The 21,173-nt window shown below is 71.8% G+C and carries 20 protein-coding genes; 9 read left to right on the top strand and 11 right to left on the bottom strand.

Going from position 1 to position 21,173, the window contains the following annotated elements; translation table 11 throughout:
* Window positions 1-46 precede the first annotated feature (46 nt).
* The 5 genes from AB0M54_RS28880 (at window position 47) to AB0M54_RS28860 (ending at window position 6,958) form a co-directional block, all read left to right on the top strand.
* A complete protein-coding gene (locus AB0M54_RS28880; RefSeq protein ID WP_364317772.1) occupies window positions 47-811 on the top strand; it encodes an aldolase/citrate lyase family protein in 765 nt (254 codons plus the stop codon).
* 12 nt (window positions 812-823) lie between these two features.
* Window positions 824-1,720: a hypothetical protein gene (locus AB0M54_RS28875; protein WP_364474708.1), complete on the top strand. Its 897-nt coding sequence runs from the start codon at window positions 824-826 to the stop codon at window positions 1,718-1,720.
* Complete coding sequence (locus AB0M54_RS28870; RefSeq protein ID WP_364474706.1) at window positions 1,717-3,165, top strand: NAD(P)/FAD-dependent oxidoreductase; 1,449 nt, start codon at window positions 1,717-1,719, stop codon at window positions 3,163-3,165. The genes AB0M54_RS28875 and AB0M54_RS28870 overlap by 4 nt, the downstream gene beginning before the upstream one ends.
* A 179-nt stretch (window positions 3,166-3,344) precedes the next feature.
* Complete coding sequence (locus tag AB0M54_RS28865; RefSeq protein WP_364474705.1) at window positions 3,345-6,272, top strand: WD40 repeat domain-containing protein; 2,928 nt, start codon at window positions 3,345-3,347, stop codon at window positions 6,270-6,272.
* Window positions 6,273-6,433: 161 nt separating this feature from the next.
* Entirely contained in the window at window positions 6,434-6,958 is a 525-nt protein-coding gene (locus AB0M54_RS28860) for a hypothetical protein (protein ID WP_364474703.1), read from the top strand.
* A 4-nt stretch (window positions 6,959-6,962) separates the two neighbouring features.
* Here AB0M54_RS28860 and AB0M54_RS28855 read toward each other — a convergent pair whose 3' ends face one another.
* From AB0M54_RS28855 to AB0M54_RS28835, 5 genes are all read right to left on the bottom strand, one after another.
* On the bottom strand, window positions 6,963-8,390 hold the full coding sequence (locus tag AB0M54_RS28855) for a caspase family protein (RefSeq protein WP_364474701.1): 1,428 nt from the start codon (window positions 8,388-8,390) through the stop codon (window positions 6,963-6,965).
* Window positions 8,391-8,469: 79 nt separating this feature from the next.
* A complete protein-coding gene (locus AB0M54_RS28850) occupies window positions 8,470-9,417 on the bottom strand; it encodes a L,D-transpeptidase (RefSeq protein WP_364317760.1) in 948 nt (315 codons plus the stop codon).
* Between the two features lie 56 nt (window positions 9,418-9,473).
* Entirely contained in the window at window positions 9,474-10,316 is an 843-nt protein-coding gene (locus AB0M54_RS28845; protein WP_364317759.1) for an N-acyl homoserine lactonase family protein, read from the bottom strand.
* Window position 10,317: 1 nt separating this feature from the next.
* On the bottom strand, window positions 10,318-10,884 hold the full coding sequence (locus AB0M54_RS28840; protein WP_364474699.1) for a carboxymuconolactone decarboxylase family protein: 567 nt from the start codon (window positions 10,882-10,884) through the stop codon (window positions 10,318-10,320).
* A gap of 23 nt (window positions 10,885-10,907) precedes the next feature.
* The gene (locus AB0M54_RS28835) at window positions 10,908-11,813 is read right to left on the bottom strand and encodes a DUF6282 family protein (RefSeq protein WP_364474697.1); all 906 of its coding nucleotides are present in this window, start codon (window positions 11,811-11,813) and stop codon (window positions 10,908-10,910) included.
* Between the two features lie 45 nt (window positions 11,814-11,858).
* Between AB0M54_RS28835 and AB0M54_RS28830 the strand changes: the two genes are divergently transcribed.
* The gene (locus AB0M54_RS28830) at window positions 11,859-12,584 is read left to right on the top strand and encodes an SDR family oxidoreductase (protein WP_364474695.1); all 726 of its coding nucleotides are present in this window, start codon (window positions 11,859-11,861) and stop codon (window positions 12,582-12,584) included.
* Window positions 12,585-12,657: 73 nt separating this feature from the next.
* Here AB0M54_RS28830 and AB0M54_RS28825 read toward each other — a convergent pair whose 3' ends face one another.
* Complete coding sequence (locus AB0M54_RS28825; RefSeq protein WP_364474694.1) at window positions 12,658-14,160, bottom strand: glycoside hydrolase family 31 protein; 1,503 nt, start codon at window positions 14,158-14,160, stop codon at window positions 12,658-12,660.
* A 27-nt stretch (window positions 14,161-14,187) separates the two neighbouring features.
* Entirely contained in the window at window positions 14,188-14,769 is a 582-nt protein-coding gene (locus AB0M54_RS28820) for a TetR family transcriptional regulator C-terminal domain-containing protein (RefSeq protein WP_364474692.1), read from the bottom strand.
* Window positions 14,770-14,803: 34 nt separating this feature from the next.
* Here AB0M54_RS28820 and AB0M54_RS28815 point away from each other — a divergent pair, with 34 nt between their 5' ends.
* Complete coding sequence (locus tag AB0M54_RS28815) at window positions 14,804-15,676, top strand: alpha/beta hydrolase (protein WP_364474691.1); 873 nt, start codon at window positions 14,804-14,806, stop codon at window positions 15,674-15,676.
* Here AB0M54_RS28815 and AB0M54_RS28810 read toward each other — a convergent pair.
* From AB0M54_RS28810 to AB0M54_RS28795, 4 genes are read right to left on the bottom strand one after another with little or no spacing between them, the layout of a single operon-like run.
* A complete protein-coding gene (locus AB0M54_RS28810; RefSeq protein WP_364474689.1) occupies window positions 15,665-16,390 on the bottom strand; it encodes a hypothetical protein in 726 nt (241 codons plus the stop codon). The two genes, AB0M54_RS28815 and AB0M54_RS28810, sit on opposite strands and share 12 nt — an antisense overlap.
* Before the next feature lie 42 nt (window positions 16,391-16,432).
* Entirely contained in the window at window positions 16,433-17,083 is a 651-nt protein-coding gene (locus AB0M54_RS28805) for a response regulator transcription factor (protein WP_364474687.1), read from the bottom strand.
* Complete coding sequence (locus AB0M54_RS28800; protein ID WP_364474685.1) at window positions 17,071-18,126, bottom strand: hypothetical protein; 1,056 nt, start codon at window positions 18,124-18,126, stop codon at window positions 17,071-17,073. The genes AB0M54_RS28805 and AB0M54_RS28800 overlap by 13 nt, the downstream gene beginning before the upstream one ends.
* A complete protein-coding gene (locus AB0M54_RS28795; RefSeq protein WP_364317740.1) occupies window positions 18,123-19,250 on the bottom strand; it encodes an ATP-binding protein in 1,128 nt (375 codons plus the stop codon). Before AB0M54_RS28795 ends, AB0M54_RS28800 begins: the two co-directional genes overlap by 4 nt.
* Before the next feature lie 129 nt (window positions 19,251-19,379).
* Between AB0M54_RS28795 and AB0M54_RS28790 the strand changes: the two genes are divergently transcribed.
* Both AB0M54_RS28790 and AB0M54_RS28785 read left to right on the top strand, forming a co-directional pair.
* Window positions 19,380-20,213, top strand: a complete 834-nt coding sequence (locus AB0M54_RS28790; protein ID WP_364474683.1) for a peptidoglycan-binding domain-containing protein — start codon at window positions 19,380-19,382, stop codon at window positions 20,211-20,213.
* 15 nt (window positions 20,214-20,228) lie between these two features.
* Window positions 20,229-21,119, top strand: coding sequence for a peptidase inhibitor family I36 protein (locus AB0M54_RS28785; RefSeq protein WP_364474682.1), 891 nt, complete (start codon window positions 20,229-20,231; stop codon window positions 21,117-21,119).
* Window positions 21,120-21,173 lie beyond the last annotated feature (54 nt).

Raw genomic sequence — 21,173 nt, 5'->3', positions numbered from 1 at the left:
GACGATGCTACAATTTCGGGACTCAAAACCCCTCGTGAGGAGCGTCATGGCCCGGTTGGGTTTCGCCTCCCGGTTGGCCTCGGCCGACCGCTGTCTGATCGGCACCTGGGTCAAGATCCCGGCGCTCGAGCCGATCGAGATCCTGGCCGACGCCGGGTTCGACTACATCGTGATCGACCAGGAGCACGCCCCGCTGACCTTCGAGTTCGCCTACCAGGCGACCGTGGTGGCGCAGAGCGCCGGCCTCTCGGTCGTGGTCCGCGTCCCCGACCGCAGCGGCAGCCACCTCCAGCGCCTGCTCGACGCGGGCGTGGACGGCATCCTGGTGCCGCGGGTGACGTCGGTCGACGAGGCGAGCGCCGCGGTCCGGGGGATGCTCTTCTCCCCGCGCGGCGACCGCGGCCTCGGCACCACCTCCCGGGCCGGCCGGTGGGGCGGCACCCCGCGGGATGAATATCTCCGCTTCGGCGACGAGCAGGTCCTGCGCGGCGTGCAGCTGGAGGACCGCGGCGCGATCGAGGACGCCGAGGCGATCCTCGACATCGACGGCCTGAACGGCGTGTTCCTGGGCATGGGCGACCTGACCCTGTCCACCGGCCTGCCGCCGTCCGACCCGTCGATCCGTGACCTGGAAGCCACCCTGCTCGCCGCCGCGAAGGCGCGCGACATCCCGGTCGGCACCGCCGTGCAGACCGCCGAGCAGGGCCGGGCCGCCGCCGGCCGCGGCTACCGCTACGTGATGGTCAGCAACGACACCAGCCTGCTGCGGTCCGCCGCGACGTCGATCGTCGCCGGATTCCGTACCCCCTAGGAGGTTTCCGCCATGCCGTTCGAGTCCAACGACCTCCGCTCCACGCTGCCCACCACCAAAGAGGTGATCCCGGAGCGCTTCTCCGCCGCCGAGCACGTCCAGTTCGGCGACCTCCCTCCGGTGGAGAAGGGCGACGGCGTCTCCACCTGGTACGCCCGCGGCCAGAACTTCGTCGTCGGCTACTCCGACCTCGACGGCACGGCCACGTTCGCCCGGCGGGACCAACCCGATGAGTACGTCGTGCTGCTCGCCGATGACGGCCTGTCCGCGACGGCTTCCTCCGACCGGGACGAGATCGCGGTGAGCGGCCGGACGATGCTGGTGCTCCCGCCCGGTGACAGCACCGTCACAATCACCGGTCAGGGCCGGGTGATCCGCCTGCTGACCACCCGCTCCGACGACATCGCGTCGCTGGCCGCCAACGCCGGCTCCTACGACGAGCGGCACGAGAACATCGCCGCCTGGCAGCCCTGGCCCGACCCGGTCGGTGGATTCAAGATCCGCGCGTACGACCTGACGGTCCCGCCGCTGTCCAACCCGCCGTTCCGGCTCTTCCGGTGCACCACCTTCATGGTCAACTTCATCGACCCGAAGCAGGGCCCGCGCGACCCCGCGAAGATGTCCCCGCACAAGCACGACGACTTCGAGCAGTGCTCGATCGTGCTCGAGGGCGAGTACACCCACCACATCCGCTGGCCCTGGACGACCAACAAGGCGAACTGGCGGGCCGACGAGCACCAGACCGTCAAGGCGCCCTCGGTGACCGTGATCCCGCCGCCGTCGCTGCACACCAGCGAGGCGATCGCGCCCGGCCGCAACCACCTGATCGACGTGTTCTCGCCGCCGCGTTCCGACTTCTCCGCGATGGAGGGCTGGGTCTTCAACGCCGACGAGTACCCGGCGCCATGACGCTGCGCATCGCCATCATCGGCGCCGGGCTGGGCGGGATCGCGGCGGCGGTCAAGCTCACGACGAGCACCCGGGCCGGGATCACCATCTTCGAGCAGTCGGCCGGGGTGGGCGGGACCTGGTACGACAACCGGTATCCGGGGTGCGAGGTCGACGTGCACTCACACGCGTACTCGTTCTCGTTCCTCGGGTACGACTGGTCGCGTACCCACGCCACCCAGGCCGAACTGCTCGCCTACGCCAACCACGTGGTCGACCGCTTCGGCCTGCGCGAGCACCTGCGGCTCAGCACCCGGGTGACCGGCCTGGTGTGGGAGGAGGCGTCGAGCACGTACACGCTGTCCACCGAGCACGGCGACAGCCACGAGTTCGACGTGGTCGTGTCCGCGCTCGGCCTGCTCAGCGTCCCGCGCTACCCGGGGTGGCCGGGCCTGGACACCTTCGCCGGCCCGGTCTTCCACACCTCCCGCTGGGAGCAGCATGATCTGACCGGCAAGTCGGTCGCCGTGGTCGGCACCGGCTCGACCGCCGTGCAGATCGTTCCCGCGATCGCGCCGACCGCCGCCCAGGTGTACGTCTACCAGCGCGAGCCCGGCTGGATCGAACCCAAGTACGAGCGCGACTTCAGCCCGCGCGAGCGCTGGATCTACCGGCACGTGCCGCTGGCCCAGCGCCTGAACCGGGCGCGCATCTTCCACAAGGGCAACCGGCGGTTCAAGGGCTACGACGTCGGGTCGCGCCGCCAGCGGCGGATGCGGGAGGCGTGCGAGCGGTTCATCAACGGCACCATCACCGACCCCGCGGTGCGGAAGGCCGTGACACCGGGCTACCCCTGGGGGTGCAAGCGGCCGATCCTGTCGTCCACCTTCTACGAGTCGCTCAACCGGGACAACGTGTCGCTGGTCCCGCAGGCGGTCACCCGGGTCTTCCCCGGCGCCGTGGAGGACGCCACCGGCTCCGTACGCGACATCGATGTCTTGATCTTGAGCACCGGTTTCCAGCCGACGAGGTTCCTGGCCGGCCTTGACGTGAAGGGCCGCGACGGCCGTGGCCTCCACGACGTGTGGCGCGAGCGGGCCACCGCGTTCATGGGCATCACGGTGCCCGGCTTCCCCAACTTCTTCATCCTGTACGGGCCCAACACCAACGGTGGCGTATCGGTGATCGCCCAGCTGGAGCGGCAGGCCGAGGTGGTCGTGGCGGCCGTGCGGCGGCTGGCCCGCACCCGACGCCGCACCATCGACACGTCCCCGGCCGCCGCCCGCCGCTTCACCGCGTGGGTCGACAAGCGCCTGGCCTCGAATGCTTCGGCGATGAACGCCGGCTGCCACAACTACTACCACGACGGCTCCGGGCACAACGTGACCCAGTGGCCGGGCGGGCACCTCGCGTACGCGCTGGCCACCCGGCTGGTCGCCCGATTCGGCCTGCGCTCACCGAGTTAGGCCGGGTTGTGAAACCCGGCCTAGCGTCCTGCGCCTGAGATTCGTTGAAGATATCGGCCGAGGGACGACCCGCTGAGGATGCGGACCGGCTGAGGCCTGGCTGCCGCGGGTACTGCGGACGAGGCGAGTCAGCCGGACTATATGGTCCGGTAAACGTCGGCCACGTCCAGGAGGTAGCAATGCCGTTCGAGCAGCAGGAGCATCCTGCCGGCCCCGGCCGGTCGGTGGAATCCGGGTGGTTGCCGGATCCCGAGGCGCCGTCTCACCTCGTGCTGGACGGGCCGATCACCGAGAGCTCCGGCGACGCGCTGGTGACGGTCGAGGGGCGCCAGGTGCTCGCCCTGCCGGCTCTGCACGGCAGTGAATCCGGTCTGGTCCGGGCGGTCGACCTGGCCACCGGCGGGATGCTGCCGGATCGCGCGTTGTTGCGCTACGACCGGCACGAGGTCTTGGCGCTCGGCGCCGGACGCCTCCTGGCCACCCTGGGGCCGCAATCCGAGACCGTCGTCGTCCGCGACGCGGTCACCGGCTCGCCGGCCGGTCCGCCGATCCGATTGGGGAGCCGGCCGAGAGCGCTGGCACTCGCTACGGCCGACGGGCGGCCGGTGGTGGCCACCATGGCGCCGGGTCTGTCGGTCTGGGATGTGTCGACCGGTGCGCTGATTACGCGGCACGATCGTTTCTCCGGCCGCCACTTCACGATGCACCGGGGACGCCTGCTCGTGCTGACCGAGAAAACTATCGAATCGCTGCAGGCGTACGACGTGCTGACCGGCGAGCGGTTCGGTGATCCGATCCCCTGCGACAACTGCATGGGCGTTTTCCGTCTGTCGGCGGTCGACCACAACGGCCGGTTGCTGGTTGCGTTCCTCGACGGTGTCAACAACACCAGGGTCACGCTGTGGGATGCGACCGCCGGCGTCGAGCTGCCGGCGGTTCCGCCGTTCGACGATGTCCGGTTGATTGACATGGCCATGGTGAACGGGCGGCCGCTGCTGCTCGCGGGCCGGTCGGGAAGGTCGGGGCCGCGGCTGGTCCTGTGGGATCCGATCAGCGGGCAGCAGGTGCTCCCGGACTTCTTCGCCGGGTATGACGGCGACTGCACCGGGCTGGCGCTGGGTGGCCTCGACGACGGGTTCTTCGCGGTCACGGTCGACGCCGGTGGGACCCGGCTGTGGCAGTGGTCCGCGGGAGGAACGCGACGCGCGGCGCTGACCGGCGGCGCGGTGTTCCGGACAGCGCTCGGCACGGTCGACGGACAACCCACGGTGGTCCTCGGTGATGCGTACGGAGAACTGCGCCTGTTCGATGCCCGCACCGCGACCGAGTTCAGCAGCCCTTTCTACGGCGGGCCGGTGTACAGCGACATCGTCGGCGCCATGGACAGCACGCTGGTCCTGCGCGGGCGCCCGATGCGCCGGTGGGATCTCGCGGCCGGCGTTCCCGTGGCCCGGCTCGACCGATCGTTTCCCGGGATCACCAGCTCCGCGACGGGCCGGCTGGACGGCCGGCCGGTGATCGCCGTCGTCTGCGGCGACCGGGACGTCCCCGCGGCACTGTCCATCTGGGATCCCCGAGCCGATGTGCTGGTCGCCGAGGTCTCGCTCGAGCCGTTGACCACCGGCAAGCTTCGCCCGGGCCGGGTGGTCTTCACCGAGGTCGACGGGCGTACGGCGGCCGCCGTCGAGATCGGCAGCACGGTGTATGCGTGGGATGCCGCCACCGGTGAACCATGTGGCCGCCCGTACCCGGGGCTCGATACGTCCATCATGGCCTTCGCCGCCGGCCGGATCGGTGACCGCCCGGTTATCGCGGTAAGTGACGGGGAGTGGCTGATCCACCTGTTCGACCCGGCCACCGGCGAGGCCGTCGTGCCACCGATGGCCGGTCACTCCCAGACCGTGACGGCGTTGGCGCTCGGCATGTCCGACGGCCGTAGCGTGCTGGTTTCCGTCGGCCGGGACAACACCGTGCGGGTCTGGGACGCCACCACCGGTGAAGCCATCGGTACGCCGTGGAGCAGCGGCCACAGCGATGCCATTTACCGCTTGCAGGTGATCGAGTGGAACGGCGAACCGGTCGTGCTGTCCTACCCACGTGGCGGCGCCCCGCGTCTGTGGCGGTTGCGTGCCTCGGCGACGGACGAGGGGCACACCGACGCCGTTCGTACCGTTGCCGCGGGCCGGTGGGGGGACAGCCCGGTGTTCGCCTCCGGCGGCGATGACCGCACCGTGCGGCTGTGGGACGCGGCCACCGGGCTGCCGCTCGGCCCAGCGTTCACCGACCATGCCGCGCCGGTCACGCACGTCGCCTTCAGCGGCCCGGATCGCGACATCCTCGTCACCGCCGACGAGGGCGGCGTCGTGCTGCGCCGGCAGCAGCGGGCCGGCGCACCGCACAGCGAGCTCCTGGCCGAACTGGGGGAGAGGATCGCCGGGATCGGCACGGCCGAGGTCGACGGCCGTTCGGTGGTGGGCGTCGCCACCGCGGACGGCCTCCGCGTCTGGGATGCCGTGACCGGCCGGCCCGGTGCCGAGCTCCGCACCGGCGCGGACGTGGTGGTCAACCACGCGGACCTGGGCGTGCTGGACGGAAGGCTGGTGGCGTTGACGGTCGCCTACTACGACGGCGACGACGACCCGATGGTCGCCCTGTGGGACGTCGCCACCGGCATGCCCCGGTCCGAGCCGGTGACGGTGTCGGAGGACTCCGTCACCCTGGGCACGCTGGCGACGCTGAACGGGCAACTAGTTGCCGTCCAGGGGGACCCCCAGGACGACAACTATCCGGAGACCGATGCATACGTGCAGGTGGTCGACGTCGCCACGGGTGCGGTGCTGAGCCAGTACCCGCGGAAGGGGGGAGAGAATCGGCACGCCACGGTGGCACGCTCCGCCGGTCGTGAGGTCGTGCTGATCGCGGCGGACGACGCGGTCCTGGTCATGGATCCGTACGGAGGGGCCGGCGAGTTCAAGTACGGCCGCCATCGCGCCATCGTGACCTGTGTGGCCGCCGCCGAGGTCGGCGGCCGCACCGTGGTGTCCTCCGGTGACCGCGGCAACGGCCTGCACTTCTGGCATCTGGACACGGGCGAACGCATCCGCTGAGGAGCCGGTTGATCGGCCCGCATGCCGAGGCACGGCGGGCCGATTCCACCAGACGGCGACCTCACCGGCGCCGGTCCGCCGGCCGAATCCGGATGATCGCGGGATTCGGGTCGCTGGACCAGGCGTTCCGACCCTGGCGGGACATCGCTACCCTCCGATTCATGGGGAAGCCGTTCCGGTGGCTGGTGGTCGTGGCGCTGGCGCTGTCCGTGGCCGGTTGTGGTGGCTTCGACCCGGCCGAGGAACGGCCCTGTGACTTCGTGGCCACCGATGAGCTCCTGGACTACCAGTTGCGCCGGGCGGTCAATCAGGACGACCGGTGCGTGTACGCCAAGCGGGACCTGGCCGAGGACACGCTCGACGGGCTGACCGTCACCTACCTCGCCGAGACCCCGGCGAACGTGGCGCAGCGGCTGGGCCTGGAGCCGGTGACCGTCGTCGACGCCGACGACACCCGGATCGAGTTCCAGGGCTCCAGGATGGACGAAAACCTGGGGAGACCTGATCCCCGCCGGGGCCACTGCTGGCTGGCGGCGCCGATCGGTGATGACCGCACCATGGTGGTCGACCTGACGATCGACACGAGCTCGGTCCGCTGGGTGAGCATCGAACCGATCACCGAACCATGCGCCTACGTCGCCCACGACAAGCGCCACCTGGGCCTGCTGCTCGAGAAGCTGGAATGAGAGGTCACGGCGCCGCGGACACCAGCAAGCCGCAGCGGGGATCGGCCACGTAGGCCCTCGCCCGGCCGCGGGCGTCCAGGATCACGGTGTCGGCTCCGGGCACGGCGGCCCTGAAGTCCAGCGCGGAGCCGTCGGCCGGGTCGTGCAGGGAGATCAGGCACTTCTCGTTGTTGTTGAAGTCGCGCACCTGCACCGACACCCGGGCCGGGGCGGCGAAGACGTCGCTGTCCCCGGTCAGTTGCAGCGCGAAGGGGAGTGTGGCCGAACCCGATCCGGCCAGCGGGACCAGCCGGCAGTTCGGACTGTTCGCCGTCCACCGGAACGATCCGGTGTGGAATATCTGGAACGTCCGCTCGCCGAAGACATCACCCGGCAGCGGGATCTCCGAGCCGGACCGGGCGTCGGTGAGTGTGACCGTGCACCCGACGTGCTGGCCGATCTGGTGGTCCTCGATGCGCAGTCGCCACGGCGCGGAGGCCGAGTGGTCCACCCGTCCCGGCGGCGACCGGTCGTCGTCCCGGAACGGGTGGACGACGGCGATCAGACCCGCGGCGATCAGACCCGCGGCGGCGAGAGCGGCGGCGATCAGGATCCGGCGTCGCCGATCCGGTGCCGATGTAGGTGCCAATGCCGGCACCGGCGCCGGCCGGTCGGCCGGGGCGTGCGTCCGGCCGGGAACGGCGGGCGGTTCCGCGTCGCGACACCGGGCCAGGCGCACGTCGCCGTCCCCGTCGACCCGCCGCTGCGGGATCTGCTTGCCGATCTCGCGCATCCGGCGGTCGACGTACGTGTAGAGGTCGGTGAAGCCGACGTACCCGTCGCCGTCGTGATCCGGCGCGGCGATCAGCAGACCGTCGATCAGTTGCTGGGTGAAGACGCTGGTGCCGTTGTCGGCCGTGGCGTCGTTGGCCAGCTGGGTCCCGCGGCAACTGGTCAGGACGTACCGCCCCGGGCCGGCGACGGTGTCCGGCAGGTCGCCGCCACGGAACGCGCCGGCGTGGCAGCAGTCCAGGACGATCACGATGTCGCGGGCCAGGGACGCCTCGGCGAACTCGTTGATCCGGGCGCTGCTGACCGCCGTGGCCAGCAGGTCGGCCGAGTCGGTGTCCTGCATGCACAGATGCAGGCGGCCGGTCAGGTCGAGCTTGCCGTGCCCGCTGAAATAGAACAGCAGCACGTCGTCGCGGTGCGCGGCGCCGAAGAACCGGCCCAGCGCCCGGATCGCCCGGTGGGACGTCGTCTCGGGCAGCAGCGTCACGTCGAGGTCGGCGAACATCCCGGTCTGCTGGTCGACCAGCGCGCGGTTGAGCGCGGCGATGTCCTTGACCGGTCCTTTGAGCGTCTGGAGGTTGTGCTCGTCGGCGGGATAGGTCGAGTTGCCGATCAGGATGGCTCGGTATCGGCCGTCCGTTCCGGCCCTCGCAGTCGCCATCGGCAGACCTCCATCCGGTCCGCCGATCCTACGCCTGCGTCGCGCTGCGCACGACCGTCCCGGTGGCCAGCCGGCCGGGTCAGGTGGTCTTCAGCAGGCCGCCGGACTGCCAGGTCGACCAGGGCAGGTTCCAGTCGCCGTAGCCGTCCCAGCTCGGCATGGTCGGGCCGCCGGTGCCGGTGTAGCTGGTCACGTCGCCGATCTGGGCGAACCGGTAGTAGCGCTCGGCGTCCTTCACGGTCAGGTTGGTGCAGCCGTGCGACGTGCTGCGCTGGCCGATGTTGCCGCCGTTCCAGCTCGCGGCGTGCAGGAACTCGCCGGAGTTGGTGATCCGCACCGACCACGGCACCTGCAGGTCGTACCCCGGGCCGGTCATGCGTTTGACCTTGTTCTTCGCCATCACGATCTTGACGCCGCCGAAGGTGGGCGTGCTCGCCTTGCCGAGCGAGACCGGGAAGCGGAACACCTGCTTGCCGTCCGAGGTGACGACCATTTCCTTGGTACGCCCGTCGACCTTGCTGATGTTGGCCGGACCGGTGGACATGTCCAGGGTCAGGCTGTTGTCGAACACCAGGCCCCGGCCCGCCGGCTGGTCCTTCACCGGCAGGTCGAGATGGATCTTGGCGTGCGCGGGCCAGTACTCCTTGGTCCGGTAGTGCGCCTCCAGCGGATAGCCCCGGTAGATCGCCGACCGCTGGAAGTACCACGCGCCCTGCGCGGGCTGCCCGTCGACGGTGACCTTGGAGGCCGCCGCGAAGGCCCGCGCGTCGGTGACCTTGGCCGACAGGTACGCGATGATGGGCATGCCGACACCCCAGGTGGTGCCGTCACCCTCCAGCAGCCGGACGTGCACCGGCTTGCCCGCCGGCGGCTTCGCGGACGGGCTGACGGACGGGCCGGCGGACGGGCCGGCCGAGGTCGCCTGCCCGGCCTCCCAGGCCCCGCCGGACGGGGAGTCGCTGCAGGCCGCCATCACGGCAAGCAGCGCCGCCAGCACCGTGAACCGCCATCCGCGTGAACGTCGCATGCCACCGACGATGCTCCGAACCGGCCGGATCCGCCACCTCGCCGCGAAACCGCAGGTCAGGACAGCAGGCTCGGGTGGCCGCCGGCCAGGGAGACCTCGGCCACGTGCAGGCCGTCGTCGAACGTGATCGAGGGGAAGCGGTCCCAGACGGCCGCCTCGTGGAACGGCAGGATGCGCCTCGTGTCACCGTTGACACTCGCCAGCATGGAGTCGGCCAGGTCCAGCCACGCCGTCGCGCTGCCGGTGGTCATCGCGATCGGGGCCAGCACGCCGTCGCCGTGCAGGCCTTCCAGGTTCTCGTAGCTGTAGACGTTGTCGCCGGCGAACACCCACGTGCCATCGGTGTCATTGGTGACGGCGACCAGTTGTGAGCCCGCTGTGTGGGTGTCGTGGGCGGGCCGCAGCTCGAGGCCTTCCGCGACCTCGGCGTGGCCGTCGACCAGCGTGGCCCGGCTACCTACCAACTGGTCGGTAAGGTCGGGCTGACAGGAGCGGGTCAGGAACTCGAACCGGCGGGGCCGCCTGGTCGCGGCGACGTAGCTGTCGATCTCGCGGCGCTGGATCCAGACGTGGGCGCCGGGAAAGGCCGCGACCCGGCCGGCGTGGTCGAAGTGGTTGTGGGTCAACAGGATGGTGTCGATGTCACCGGTGTCGACACCGATCCGGGCCAGCACGTCGACCGGGTCCAGCCACCGCGTCTCCCCGTACTTGGCGGTGAGCCGTTGGTAGATCGCCTGGTCGGCGAACCCGACGTCGACCAGGACGGTGCGATCGGCCGAGCGCAGCAATCCGAAGCAGTACGGCATGCGCCGATGGCCCTCGTTCGGTTGCGCGGCGAACAGGTTGCTGGCCGGGAAGCGGTCGACGTAGCCGTACTCGAGGATCCAGATCGACCACACCTCAGGCCGCCGGCGGCTGGACGTCGAAGACGGCGAGCTGCCACGCCACAATGTTGTAGTAGCCGACGATCGTGACCAGCTCGAGCAGGCCGGGCTCGCCGAGGATGTCAACGGTGTCACGGTATTCGAGATCGTCGAGGGTGCCGCGGTCGAGGATCGCCTTCGTGGCGCGCAGAATCGAACCCTCGGCGGCGGACAGATCGGATGGCTCCTTACCGTCGGCCAGTGCGGCCAGGTCATGCTCGGAGAGCCCGGCGGCCCGCCCGGCGCGGGTGTGTGCGTACAGCTCGAAGGCGCTGCGGTGGTGATGACCGACGAGCAGGATCGCGATCTCCCGGCCGCGCGCCGGCAGCGCGGACTCGTACCGGACGACGCCGCCGATCTTCTGCAGCGCCTGCCCGAAGGCCGGGCTGAGGATCCACACCGCGGGCGGGCCCTGTAGCTTGCCGTCCGGCGTCGAGAGCTGGAACGGGCTGTCCGGCGACGCCCGCCGGCCGGTCGTGTACCACTCGTACAGCGACCGCTGCTCGTCGCTCATGCCGGCCGGATCGACGTCCTCGACTCTCATGCGGCAACCCCCCCGGAAGACTTTCATGCGGTAACCCCCAGGAACTCCCGCGGGTTGGCGGACACCATCATCGCGATCTGCTCGTCGGCCCAGCCCAGGTAGGCCAACTGCTCGACGAACATGCGCAGGCACTCGGGCTCGGGCGGCACCCAGCGGGAGAACACGTCGGTGCTCAGGATCGCCCGTTCCGGCCCGACCGCGGTCAGCGCCTCGTGCACGTCCCGGATCGTCAGGTGCCCGTCCGGGTGCACCAGCGGCGCGTTGGCGAACTCCAGGAAGGCGCCCATGTCACCGAAGTCACGCAGCTCGGCCGGGTCGCGCGTGTAGTGCAGCGGATGCGTGACGAGCAGGCGCTGCCCGATGTCGGCGCAGTACGCGGCCACCGCCCGGCTCTCCGCCAGCGAGGCGTGCCCGGTGGCCAGGGCGAGGCCGAGCGCGTGGCAGGCGTCGATGACTGCCCGCGCCCGGCCGGTCAGGGCGCCCGAGGGGTCGAGCAGGGCGATGGCCGTACGGTCGTTGTACTCGGCGAACGACGGCGAGACCCGGCGCAGCAACATCGCGATGTAGCCGTCCCGCTCGACGTCGGCCGCGTTGCCCCAGGTCGGCAGGAACACCACGCGGGCGCCGTGCGCGGCGGCCAGCTCGACGACGCTCGGTTCGAGGCCGCCGACCGGGGGATTGAGCGTGATGCTCCCGTACACCTGGAAATCCTCGGTGTGGTCGCGAACCGCCCGCGCCCGGTCCATGGTCGCCCACAGATGAGACTTCAGAACCCAACCGCTCATCCCGTACGCCTGGGCGAGCCGCGCCACGGCCACGTCGTCGCCGCGCAGGGGCAGCGCCGCCGAGATGTCCGGCCGGCCGTGGACGTGCACGTCGATCGCCCCGCGTAACAGGCGGTCGAACCCCTCGGGTTGCGCGTCGTTCATGCCGTAGATTGTATGACGGTACTACCAGATGGAGGAAGGACAACCATGGAATTGACCGCGGTGGTGACCGGTGCGGCGCGGGGCATCGGCCGTGAGGTGGTGACGCGGCTGCGCGCGGCCGGCTATCGGGTGGTCGCGGTCGACATCGCGCCGCTGCCGTTCGACGGCGACGACGGCGTGCGGCCGCTGGTCGCCGACGTCACCGCGCCGGACACGCCGGGCGCCGCGGTCGAGCTGGCCGTCTCGACCTTCGGGCGGCTCGACCTGCTGGTCAACAACGCGGCCCGGTTCCTGCGCCGGCCCATCCTGGAGACCTCGGACGAGGACTTCGACGGGCTGATCGCCACCAACGTGCGGCCGGTGTTCCGGTTCAGCCGGGCGGCGTTGCCGGCGCTGATCGAGAGCCGCGGCTGCATCGTCAACACAGCCTCGATCTCCGGGCTGATCGGGGTGCCCAACCAGAGCGTGTACGCCATGACCAAGGGGGCCATCGTCCAGCTCACCCGTCAGCTGGCCATCGAGTTCGCGGCCCGCGGCGTACGCGTCAACGCCGTGGCTCCCGGAGCCGTCGACACGGGCTTCATGGACGAGGCGCGAGCCGCCGACTCCGACCCGCGGGCCAGCCTGGCCGTCACCCTGAGCAACCACCCGATCGGCCGTGTCTCGACCCCCGACGAGGTCGCCCGGGCCATCGTCTTCCTGGCGTCCCCCGAGTCGTCCGGCATCACCGGCACGATCCTGAGTGTCGACGGCGGTTACATCGCCCGCTGACCCGGTTCGAGCGGGATGCGCACGACAGCCTCGTGGCGGCGGTGGCTCGGCACTGGGCCTTCGGCCACGGCGGTCAGGCGCGGCGGAAGTGCGGGATCCGTTCGAGATCCACAGGTGTGCTGATGGTGGCCGGGCCGGTGAAGGTCTCGCCGTTGTCGGCGTCCCACCTGCCGGGCGGCAGCAGGACGGTGCGCTCGGCGGCGCCGGGGTGCAGGACCGGGGCCACGAGCAGGTCGGGGCCGAGCAGGAACTGGTCGTTCACGTGCTCGAAGCAGTGGTAGGCCATCGGGCGGACGATCGGCTCGCCGGTGGCGGCGGCATGATCCACCAGGTCGAGGATCAAGGGCAGCAGGGTACGCCGGAGGTCGAGCGCCGCGCGGACGGCGGCCCGGTGGCGAGCGTCGAGGACCCGGTCGGGCAGTATCGAGAACTGCGTCATCGGCGCCAGGGCGGCGATCTGGGCGTACCGGACGAAGAATTCCTGGTCGACGGCGCCGGCCCTGGTCACGGCGTCGATCTCGCCCCCGCCGACCATGTCGGGGCAGGTGAAGGCGTGGCCGATCAGGCCCTGCGCGACCAGCTCGGGAATCAGCGACGCCAGCCCGTCGCCGGTCCACGACGGCGGCTTGTCGTGCAGGCGCTGGGCCAGCGGGCGGCCGCCCCGCTTCCAGCAGGCCCGGAACTCGTTGAAGGGATAGCGTTCGCCGGCCCGGGCCCACGCCTCGCAATGGTCGACCGGCTCGACGTTCGTGCCTCGGTAGAAGTGCAGGTCGCCGGCGTCGAACTTGAAGCCGTCGACGCCGTGGTCGGCGACCAGGGCGTCCAGCTCGCCGTGCAGCCAGGCGACGCCGTCGGGGTCGGTGGCGTCGAGGACGGCGCTGTAGCCGTTCCACCAGCGGCGGATCGCCGTGTCACCGGTGACGTCGCGGACCAGCAGGCCGCGCCGTTCGAGGTCGCGGAACGTCGCCGAGTCGGGGCTGACGAACGGGACCAGCCAGAGCATCACCGAGAAGCCCTGCTCGTGCAGGCGGTCGATCATGCCGCGCGGGTCGGGGAAGCGGGCCCGGTCGAAGCGCCAGGTGCCGTAGCCGGGGGACCAGCAGTCGTCGATCATCAGGACGCCGGGTGGCAGGCCGGCGTCGAGCACGCGCCGGGCGTACCCGAGAACCTGGTCCTGGGTCGGCGTGTAGGGCATCTCGATCCAGGTGTTGTACTGCGGCCCGGTGAACAGCTCGCGGGCGGGCGCGCGGCCGGACGGCGGGAAGAACCGTGCCGAGGCGCCGCGGAACGCGTCACCCAGCGACCCGCCGGCCCGGTCCAGGACGAGGTCGTCGCCCGAGACCCGCAGCTCGCCGGCGCCGACCTCGAAGGTGAACGGCCGCTCCGACCAGATGTAGCGCCCGGCGCTGGACAGCAGCAGGGGAGCGCTCTGGTTGGGTCCGTGCCCGGGATCGTCGGGCCGGCCCGCCGACCACGCGAGATCGCGCCGGTGACCCGGGCCGAAGGGCATCAGAGCACCGTCGGCGACCGCGCCGCCCCACCAGCGTTCGCCGTCCTCGTTCGCCACCACCAGCACGAGTCGACCCTACCGAGCGAAGCTGAGCTATTTCGCGAAGACGCGGTCGAGGTGGTGTCGGAGCACGGCGGTGGCCGCGTCGGCGTCGCGCTGCCCGCCGAGGATGCTCGACGTGAGGCCGTTGGTCATCGCCAGCAGGCCCGCCGCGACCGTCTCGGGCGCGGCCACCCCGGCCAGCCCCAGCTGGGTGGCGAGCAGGCGTTCGAGCCGGTCGGGATAGTCGGTGCCGTGCAGCCGGGACAGGGCGGGATCGGTCAGCACCAGGCTGTAGAAGGCCGCCCAGGCGCGCGATTCGCGTACCCGCTCCGGGTCGGTCGGCAGCGCGGCGAGCAGCGTCTCGGTGACGAACTCCCGCGGCGGCGGCGGAGAACCGAGAGCTTCGAGACGCGTGCGTACGCGTACGGTCAGCTTCTCGGCCAGATAGCCCAGCGCGCCCACCAGCAGCTCGTCCTTGGTGGTGAAGTAGTACTGCACGAGCCGGACCGAGACGCCCGCCTCGGCCGCCACCTCACGCATGCTCGCGCCCTGCAGCCCTTCCCGCTCGGCGATGCACAGGAGCGCGCCCGCGATGTGCCGCCGCCGCTCGTCATGGTCCACCCGCTTCGGCATCCCGCCCCTCTCGTTTTCGTGGTACGTTCGTACCATGAAAGCCGCGACGAGGATCAGCGACTTCACCAACGACCGTGCCAGACAACGCTTCCTGGGCTTCTACCGGGATGCCCTCACCCGGCTGTGGCCACCGTTCACCACCACGTCGGTGCCCACCTCGTACGGCGAGGCCGTCGCCTATCGCGCCGGCCCCGCCGACGGCGTCCCGGTCGTGCTGGTGCCCGGCGCCGGCGGCAGCGCCGTCACCTGGTACCACTACGTCGAACGCCTCGCCCGCCACCACCCGGTGATCGGCCTCGACCCGGTCGGCGAGCCCAGCGCCGCCCGGCAGACCCGCCCGATCGCCGACGGGCACGACGCGGCCACGTTCCTGTCCGAAGTGCTCACCGGTCTGGGGGTCGAACGCGCCCACCTGGTCGGCATGTCCTACGGGGGCTGGACGATCGTGCGGCACGAGCTCGCCTTCCCGGGCCGGGCGGCCAGCCTGACCCTGCTCGACCCGGGCGGTTTCGGCCGGTTCGGCGCCCGGTTCTGGCTGTGGATCATGGCCGGCGGGCTGGCCGGGCTCACCCCGGGCCCGATCCGGCGCCGCCTGGCCGGGCCGGTGCGCAACGCGACGTTGCGCGAGGACGCGCTGATGCCCCTGCTGCCGATGACCATGTCGTTCCGCCGCCGGCTGCCGTTGCCGGACACCATCGCCGACGCCGACCTGGCCCGCATCACCACGCCCACCCTCGTGCTGCTCGGCGAGCACAGCGTCCTCTACCCGGCGGCCGAGCTCGCCGCCCACCTGACCCAGGTCATGCCCAACGTCCGTGCCGAGGTCGTGCCGGGCGCCTCGCACGACCTCCCGGCTCACTCGCCCGACGTGGTGGCCGGCCACCTGGAACAGTTCCTAGCGGCGTGAGATCGTCCGCGCCACCGCGTCGTGGTCCGGGCTGGCGGGTACGGCTCCCCGCCAGCGCTGGCTCTGCCGGTACGCGAACGCGCGCACCCCGTGCACCAGCCCGCTCGGGTGCAGGTCGGACCGCGAGTTGCGGACCGCGTCGAAGGCCAGGCCGGCGTCCACCGGCGGCGGCAGCTCCTGGCCGAGCGTGACCCGGCCGACCGTACGCCCGACGCCCCGGTGCCGGACGGCGAGCAGGAGACGGTTGCCGGGGGCGAGCGACTCCAGCGACCGCCCGAGCGGCGGCCCGGCCGGATCGGGGCGGGCGGCGACGTACAGCTTCCGGCCGCTCCCGGTCCGGTAGGCGGTGATCGAGCCGTACATCGTGTCGAAGCTGCGCCGCGGCACGGGCAGATGCCGGGTCACCGGCCCGCGTCCGGCGGTCGAGAGCAACAGATCGAGAGGGCCCGACGGCAGGTGTACGCGGACCGCCAGCCCCCGGACGTCGGCCCGGCCACCACGGGTGCCCACCCCCTTGGAGAGGCGCACCGTGACGTCGTGCCGCGCCGGCTCGGACAGCAGCGCCGACCCGCCGGGCTCACCGCGCCCGAAGATCTCCAGATCGCCGGCGAACGATCGTCCCGACGGATGCATGAAGCGCTGATGCCGCGACCGCGCGACGCGCACCACGAGGGCGCCGCCGACGATCGCTGCGACGAGCTTGCCCAGGGCCATGCCGACGGTTACCCAGGGGGCGCCGGGTCTAACGCTCGCGCCCTAAAGGTCGTCCAGCTGGATCAGGCCGTCCTGCAGGGCGCGGGCGACCAGCGCGGCCTTCGTCGGGGCGGGGCGACCGGCCCGGGCATAGCGGACCCGGACCCGGTCGATGTAGCCCTCGACCGTACGCGGGGAGAGGTTGCAGCGGGCCGCCACCAGCTGCTTGGACTCGCACTGGAACCAGGCCAGCAGCACCTCCTGCTCCCGGTCGGTCAGCCGCGGGCGGTCGGAGGTGTCGTCGGCCGACATCGCGCCGGCCAGGGCGGGTGGCACGTACGGCAGGTCCTGGGCGGCGGCCCGGACGGCCGCGACCAGATGCTCCTCGCCCTCGGCCTTGGTGAGGAAGGTCGCGCAGCCGGCGTCCAGGCACCGCAGCGCGGTCTCCCGGTCCTCGCGCATCGTGTAGACGATGACCCGCCGACCGGCGGCGACCAGGTCGGCCAGCGCGTCCCAGGAGGCCGTGGGCCGGTCGGCCAGCTGCAGGTCGAGGACGACGACGTCGGCCCGCAGACCGTCCGGGCTCCAGGCGATCCGCGGGTCGCCGCCCGCCGCGGTCACCGCGATCCCGGCGCCGTCGAACCAGGAGCGGACCCCGGCCAGGACCACCGGGTGGTCGTCGACGATCGCGACGGCCGGGTTCAGACGGGACATGTCAGCTCCACCCACAGAGTCGTGCCGATGGTCGTCGTGCGGATCGTCAGCGGGGCCGGAACCTCGGTGAGCGCGAAACCCGGATCGGCGCCGTCGGTCCGGGCGACCACACTCAGGCACAGCTGGGCCGGGGTCGGCACGACGGTCAGGCGCAGGCGGGCCGTGGGCCGGCGGGCGATCTCCCGCACCACGTCACAGGCGGCCCGGCGCAGCTCCGGGGGCAGGCTCCCGGCGTGCACGGCGACCTCCACCCGGGTGCCCGCCGCCTGCACCAGGTCGAGGCAGGTGGACAGGTCGGCGCCGAGCGGGTCCCCGCCGGCGCCGTGCCATTCGGCCAGCAGCCGGCGCACCTGGGCCGCCGCGACGCCGCTGCGCTGCCGCAACGTGTCGTCCGGGCCGGGGGAGGGCCCGGCCAGGCCGGCCAGGACCGGCTCGACCGCGGCGGCGACCGCCTGGGACCGGCGGAGCCGATCGTCGTGCAGGGCGGCCGCCACGAACTGCTCGGTCCGGATGGCCTCCCGGGTCAGGTGCAGCACCCGGGTGGCCTCGGCCGACTGCTCGACCGCCCGGGCGGCCAGCGCGATCGGCAGCTGCAGGCCGAGGATGCCGAGGGCGCGCGCGGTCATCAGCACGACCTCGACCCCGCCTGCGGCCAGGGCGGCCGACTCGGCGAACACCACCGGGACGGTCAGGCACAGCAGGAGCGTCGTCAGCCGGCGGCCCGAGGCGAGCGTGAGGAGCAGCCAGCCGTTCGCCCCGACGGCCCAGTTCGCGGTGGTGTGTTGCAGGGCGGCGGGAACGGTGAGGGTGACGGCGGCGGTGGCGCCGAGCGTCACGACGCCGAGGACGGCGGCCAGGATCCGCCGCAGCCGGTAGGGCGGCAACGGCCAGGCCAGCAGCCCGGCCGTCGCGGCCCAGGCGCCGACGCTGGCCAGATAGGCCGGCCGGGAGCCGTTCAGGGCCTGGGCGCGGTACAGCACCAGCAGCAGCACCCCGGCGATCACCCAGGTGCCCCACCGGACCGCCCGGCGGATGTCGGTCATGGCGCATCCGGCGCGGGCCAGCGCAGCTCGACCCTGGTGCCCTGACCGGGGGCGCTGACCACCCGGGCGCCTCCACCGGCCCGGCGCATCCGAGCCGCGATGGACAGCCGCACACCGAGATGCACCCCGGCCGGCACGGCGTCCGGCCGGAAGCCCCGACCGTCGTCGACGACATCCAACTCCACCGTGCCCGGCGCGGGCAGCCGCAGCTCCAGCCGGGCCCGGTCGGTGCCGGCGTGCCGTTCGACGTTGCGCAGCGCCTCGTCACGGGCCAGGAGGAGGGCATTGATGGCGTACGGCGGGATCGCGGGCACGCCGTGGGCCGGCGGAAGCACGGCCGTGACGACGAGGCCGCCATGCTCCGGTGGCGTGGTCAGGTCGGCGAACGTGGCGGTCCGGGGCGCGGGCTCGAGCCGGGACAGGTCGGACCGCGCGCGGCGGCGCAGCTCGGGACCGCCGGCGCCCCGCGACGACGCCGCCGTGAGCGTGGCGGCGACGGTGTCGTGCAGCACGGCCAGGTGGTCCTCGACGTCGGCCCGGCGGGCGGCGGTGAGCTCCGCGTCCCGCCGGAGCGCGGCCGTGGCCACCGCGAGCTCGTCCACCCGTCGCGCGCCCCGGGACACCAGCACGATCAGCCCCCGGGCCAGCGCGCCCTGCCAGAGCAGCATCACCGTCTGGGCGGCGCCCAGGTCCCAGCCGGTGCCGGTGGCCAGGGCCGACCCGGCCCAGACCGCGGCCGAGGTCACCAGCAGGTGGGCGGCGCCGTCGCGCGGGCGGAGGGAGAACTGGGCCGCGCCGACGCACACCGAGGTCACCGTCCGGGCCCAGTCGTCCAGGTCCAGGTGGCCGTGCGGCGGGTGGGCCCAGGGCAGCACCACGCAGGCCGCCGCGAGCGGGATGGCGTCCACGGCCGCCGTCCATCGTGGCCACCAGCCGCTCACCACCGAGGCGACCTGCCAGGCCACGACCACGGCGACCACGGCCACGGCGGCCTTCGGAGGGTCGCCGATGGGCAGCAGGGCGGTGCAGGCGAGGACGACGAGCACCCGCGCGGTCACGGCGATCCGGGCGGCGGCTGTTCTGACCGAGGTCTCTACCGGTCCGGTGTCGCGAATGGTCTGCACCTCCGTGCTCCGCTCGAGATCGTAATCCGGTGATCCAAATGTGGGTTGTTCACCCCTCACGGTCCGGTTCGCCCGTCCGTAGCGTCCTCTCTCGACAGCCGGCAATCACCCCGTACAGAGAGGTTTTCCGTGAATTTCTCCCGTCGTTCTCTGCTGGCGGTGTGCCTTGCGGTTCCCGCGCTCGCGCTGGGGCCGCAGCCGGCCATGGCCGCGGCCGCGCTGCCCACGGTCGACATGGAAGCCGTACTCAAGGCGGCGCAGTGGGACCCGGCCAAGGCCGACTCGGCGGTCACCCCCGGCGCCGGGCCGAGCGTCAAGCTGGTCGAGACCGCTCTGCGCAAGAAGGGCCTGCTCGATCCGGCCTATGAGGACGGTCATTTCGGCACGCGGACCGTCACCGCCTACGCCCAGTGGCAGCAGCAGCTCGGCTACAGCGGCCTCGACGCCACCGGGCTGCCCGGCCGGACGTCGCTGACCAGGCTCGGCGAGGGACAGTTCACCCTGACCCGGATCGTCCTGGCCGGCGCGAAGGTCACCCACCAGGGCTTCCCGGTCAACGACCGGACCCTCGCGATGCTCAAGGCGGCGCAGGGGCGCTCCGGCCGTACGTACGTCGTCGAGCAGGGTTCGTACTCGCCCGGAACCGATCCGACGTCGGCCGGCACCCATGACGGCGGCGGCGTGCTCGACCTCGACGCCGAGGCGCTGACCGCCGCCCAGCGTACGGCCGCCGTGACCGCGCTCCGCCAGGTCGGCTTCGCGGCCTGGCTGCGGACCCCGGCCCAGGGCGACTGGCCGCTGCACATCCACGCCGTCGCGATCAGCGACCCCGACCTGTCGTCGCCGGCCCAGAAGCAGGTCGGCGCCTACTACGAGGGTCGCAACGGCCTGGCCAACAACGCGGCCGACGACGGCCCGGGTGTCCCGAAGGTCACCTACGAGGAATACCTCCGAACCCTCTAGAACTGGAGTCCGTCCATGAACAAGAAGATCATGCCCATCGCCATGGCCGCGTTGACCGGCGCGAGCATCATCGCCATGACGCCCACCGCCGCCCAGGCCGCGGGCCGCAACGGCGTCTGCGAGTCGGGCGAGTTCTGCCTGTACTTCAACAGCAACCACCAGGGATCGGTGTCCGACTTCACCGGCTCGATCCCGGACTACGGCAAGAGCCAGCCGTCCTGCTACGAGTTCAAGAGCGACGGCGCGGGCCAGTTCAAGTGTGTGAAGAACGACGCGGCGGCGGTCTGGAACCGCACCTCCGACCCGGTCACCGTCTACTTCAACCATGACTACAAGGGCGCACGGCAGACCATCAAGGCCGGCGGCAAGGTCAACCTCAACTCGGATCTGAAGAACGAGAACGCCTCCCACAAGTTCAACACCAACGACGGCGACAGCAAGGAGAACCTGACCCACGGTCTGTACGACGCCAGCGGCGGCTCCATCACCTGTGGCTTCGACGGCTACGAGAACACGCCGGGCCGCCACGAGGGCATCGACATGGCGCGCAGCGTCGGCTCGCCGGTCTACGCGCTGGTCCGGGGCGAGGTCATCAACATCGTCCGCGGCTCGAACGGCAGCGGTGGGCTGTCCACCATCGCCGTCTACAACTCGGACGTCAACAAGACGGTGATCTACCTGCACACCAACCCGTCGTCGTCGCTGCAGGAGGGCGACCGGGTCGACCGCGAGGACCGGATCGCCACCGAGGCCTGGCACGGGGTCAGCTCCAGCGGCGCCGCGCACACCCACGTCGAGGTGCGCGACGGCCGCAAGCCGCTCGCGGCCGTCAGCGTCGGCGACCCGGACCTGGAGAACGACAACCCGGCCTCGTTCTGGAGCGCCCGCGGATACAACGTCCGATGAAGACGCTTCTCGGCCTGATCGCCGCCGTGCTCCTGGCGCCGCTGCTCACCCTCG

Origin of the sequence: Actinoplanes sp. NPDC051470 (assembly GCF_040682035.1) — a bacterium.
In the GTDB taxonomy this organism is placed as follows: Bacteria; Actinomycetota; Actinomycetes; order Mycobacteriales; family Micromonosporaceae; genus Actinoplanes.
This window is presented reverse-complemented; position numbering and strand designations above follow the sequence as displayed.

Coding starts and splice junctions, on each gene's coding strand:
- AB0M54_RS28810 (WP_364474689.1), bottom strand. CDS start 16,390: ATGGCCCTGGGCAAGCTCGTCGCAGCGATCGTCGGCGGCGCCCTCGTG.
- AB0M54_RS28830 (WP_364474695.1), top strand. CDS start 11,859: ATGGAATTGACCGCGGTGGTGACCGGTGCGGCGCGGGGCATCGGCCGT.
- AB0M54_RS28805 (WP_364474687.1), bottom strand. CDS start 17,083: ATGTCCCGTCTGAACCCGGCCGTCGCGATCGTCGACGACCACCCGGTG.
- AB0M54_RS28875 (WP_364474708.1), top strand. CDS start 824: ATGCCGTTCGAGTCCAACGACCTCCGCTCCACGCTGCCCACCACCAAA.
- AB0M54_RS28785 (WP_364474682.1), top strand. CDS start 20,229: ATGAACAAGAAGATCATGCCCATCGCCATGGCCGCGTTGACCGGCGCG.
- AB0M54_RS28855 (WP_364474701.1), bottom strand. CDS start 8,390: ATGGCGACTGCGAGGGCCGGAACGGACGGCCGATACCGAGCCATCCTG.
- AB0M54_RS28850 (WP_364317760.1), bottom strand. CDS start 9,417: ATGCGACGTTCACGCGGATGGCGGTTCACGGTGCTGGCGGCGCTGCTT.
- AB0M54_RS28860 (WP_364474703.1), top strand. CDS start 6,434: ATGGGGAAGCCGTTCCGGTGGCTGGTGGTCGTGGCGCTGGCGCTGTCC.
- AB0M54_RS28815 (WP_364474691.1), top strand. CDS start 14,804: ATGAAAGCCGCGACGAGGATCAGCGACTTCACCAACGACCGTGCCAGA.
- AB0M54_RS28870 (WP_364474706.1), top strand. CDS start 1,717: ATGACGCTGCGCATCGCCATCATCGGCGCCGGGCTGGGCGGGATCGCG.
- AB0M54_RS28865 (WP_364474705.1), top strand. CDS start 3,345: ATGCCGTTCGAGCAGCAGGAGCATCCTGCCGGCCCCGGCCGGTCGGTG.
- AB0M54_RS28840 (WP_364474699.1), bottom strand. CDS start 10,884: ATGAGAGTCGAGGACGTCGATCCGGCCGGCATGAGCGACGAGCAGCGG.
- AB0M54_RS28880 (WP_364317772.1), top strand. CDS start 47: ATGGCCCGGTTGGGTTTCGCCTCCCGGTTGGCCTCGGCCGACCGCTGT.
- AB0M54_RS28820 (WP_364474692.1), bottom strand. CDS start 14,769: ATGCCGAAGCGGGTGGACCATGACGAGCGGCGGCGGCACATCGCGGGC.
- AB0M54_RS28800 (WP_364474685.1), bottom strand. CDS start 18,126: ATGACCGACATCCGCCGGGCGGTCCGGTGGGGCACCTGGGTGATCGCC.
- AB0M54_RS28835 (WP_364474697.1), bottom strand. CDS start 11,813: ATGAACGACGCGCAACCCGAGGGGTTCGACCGCCTGTTACGCGGGGCG.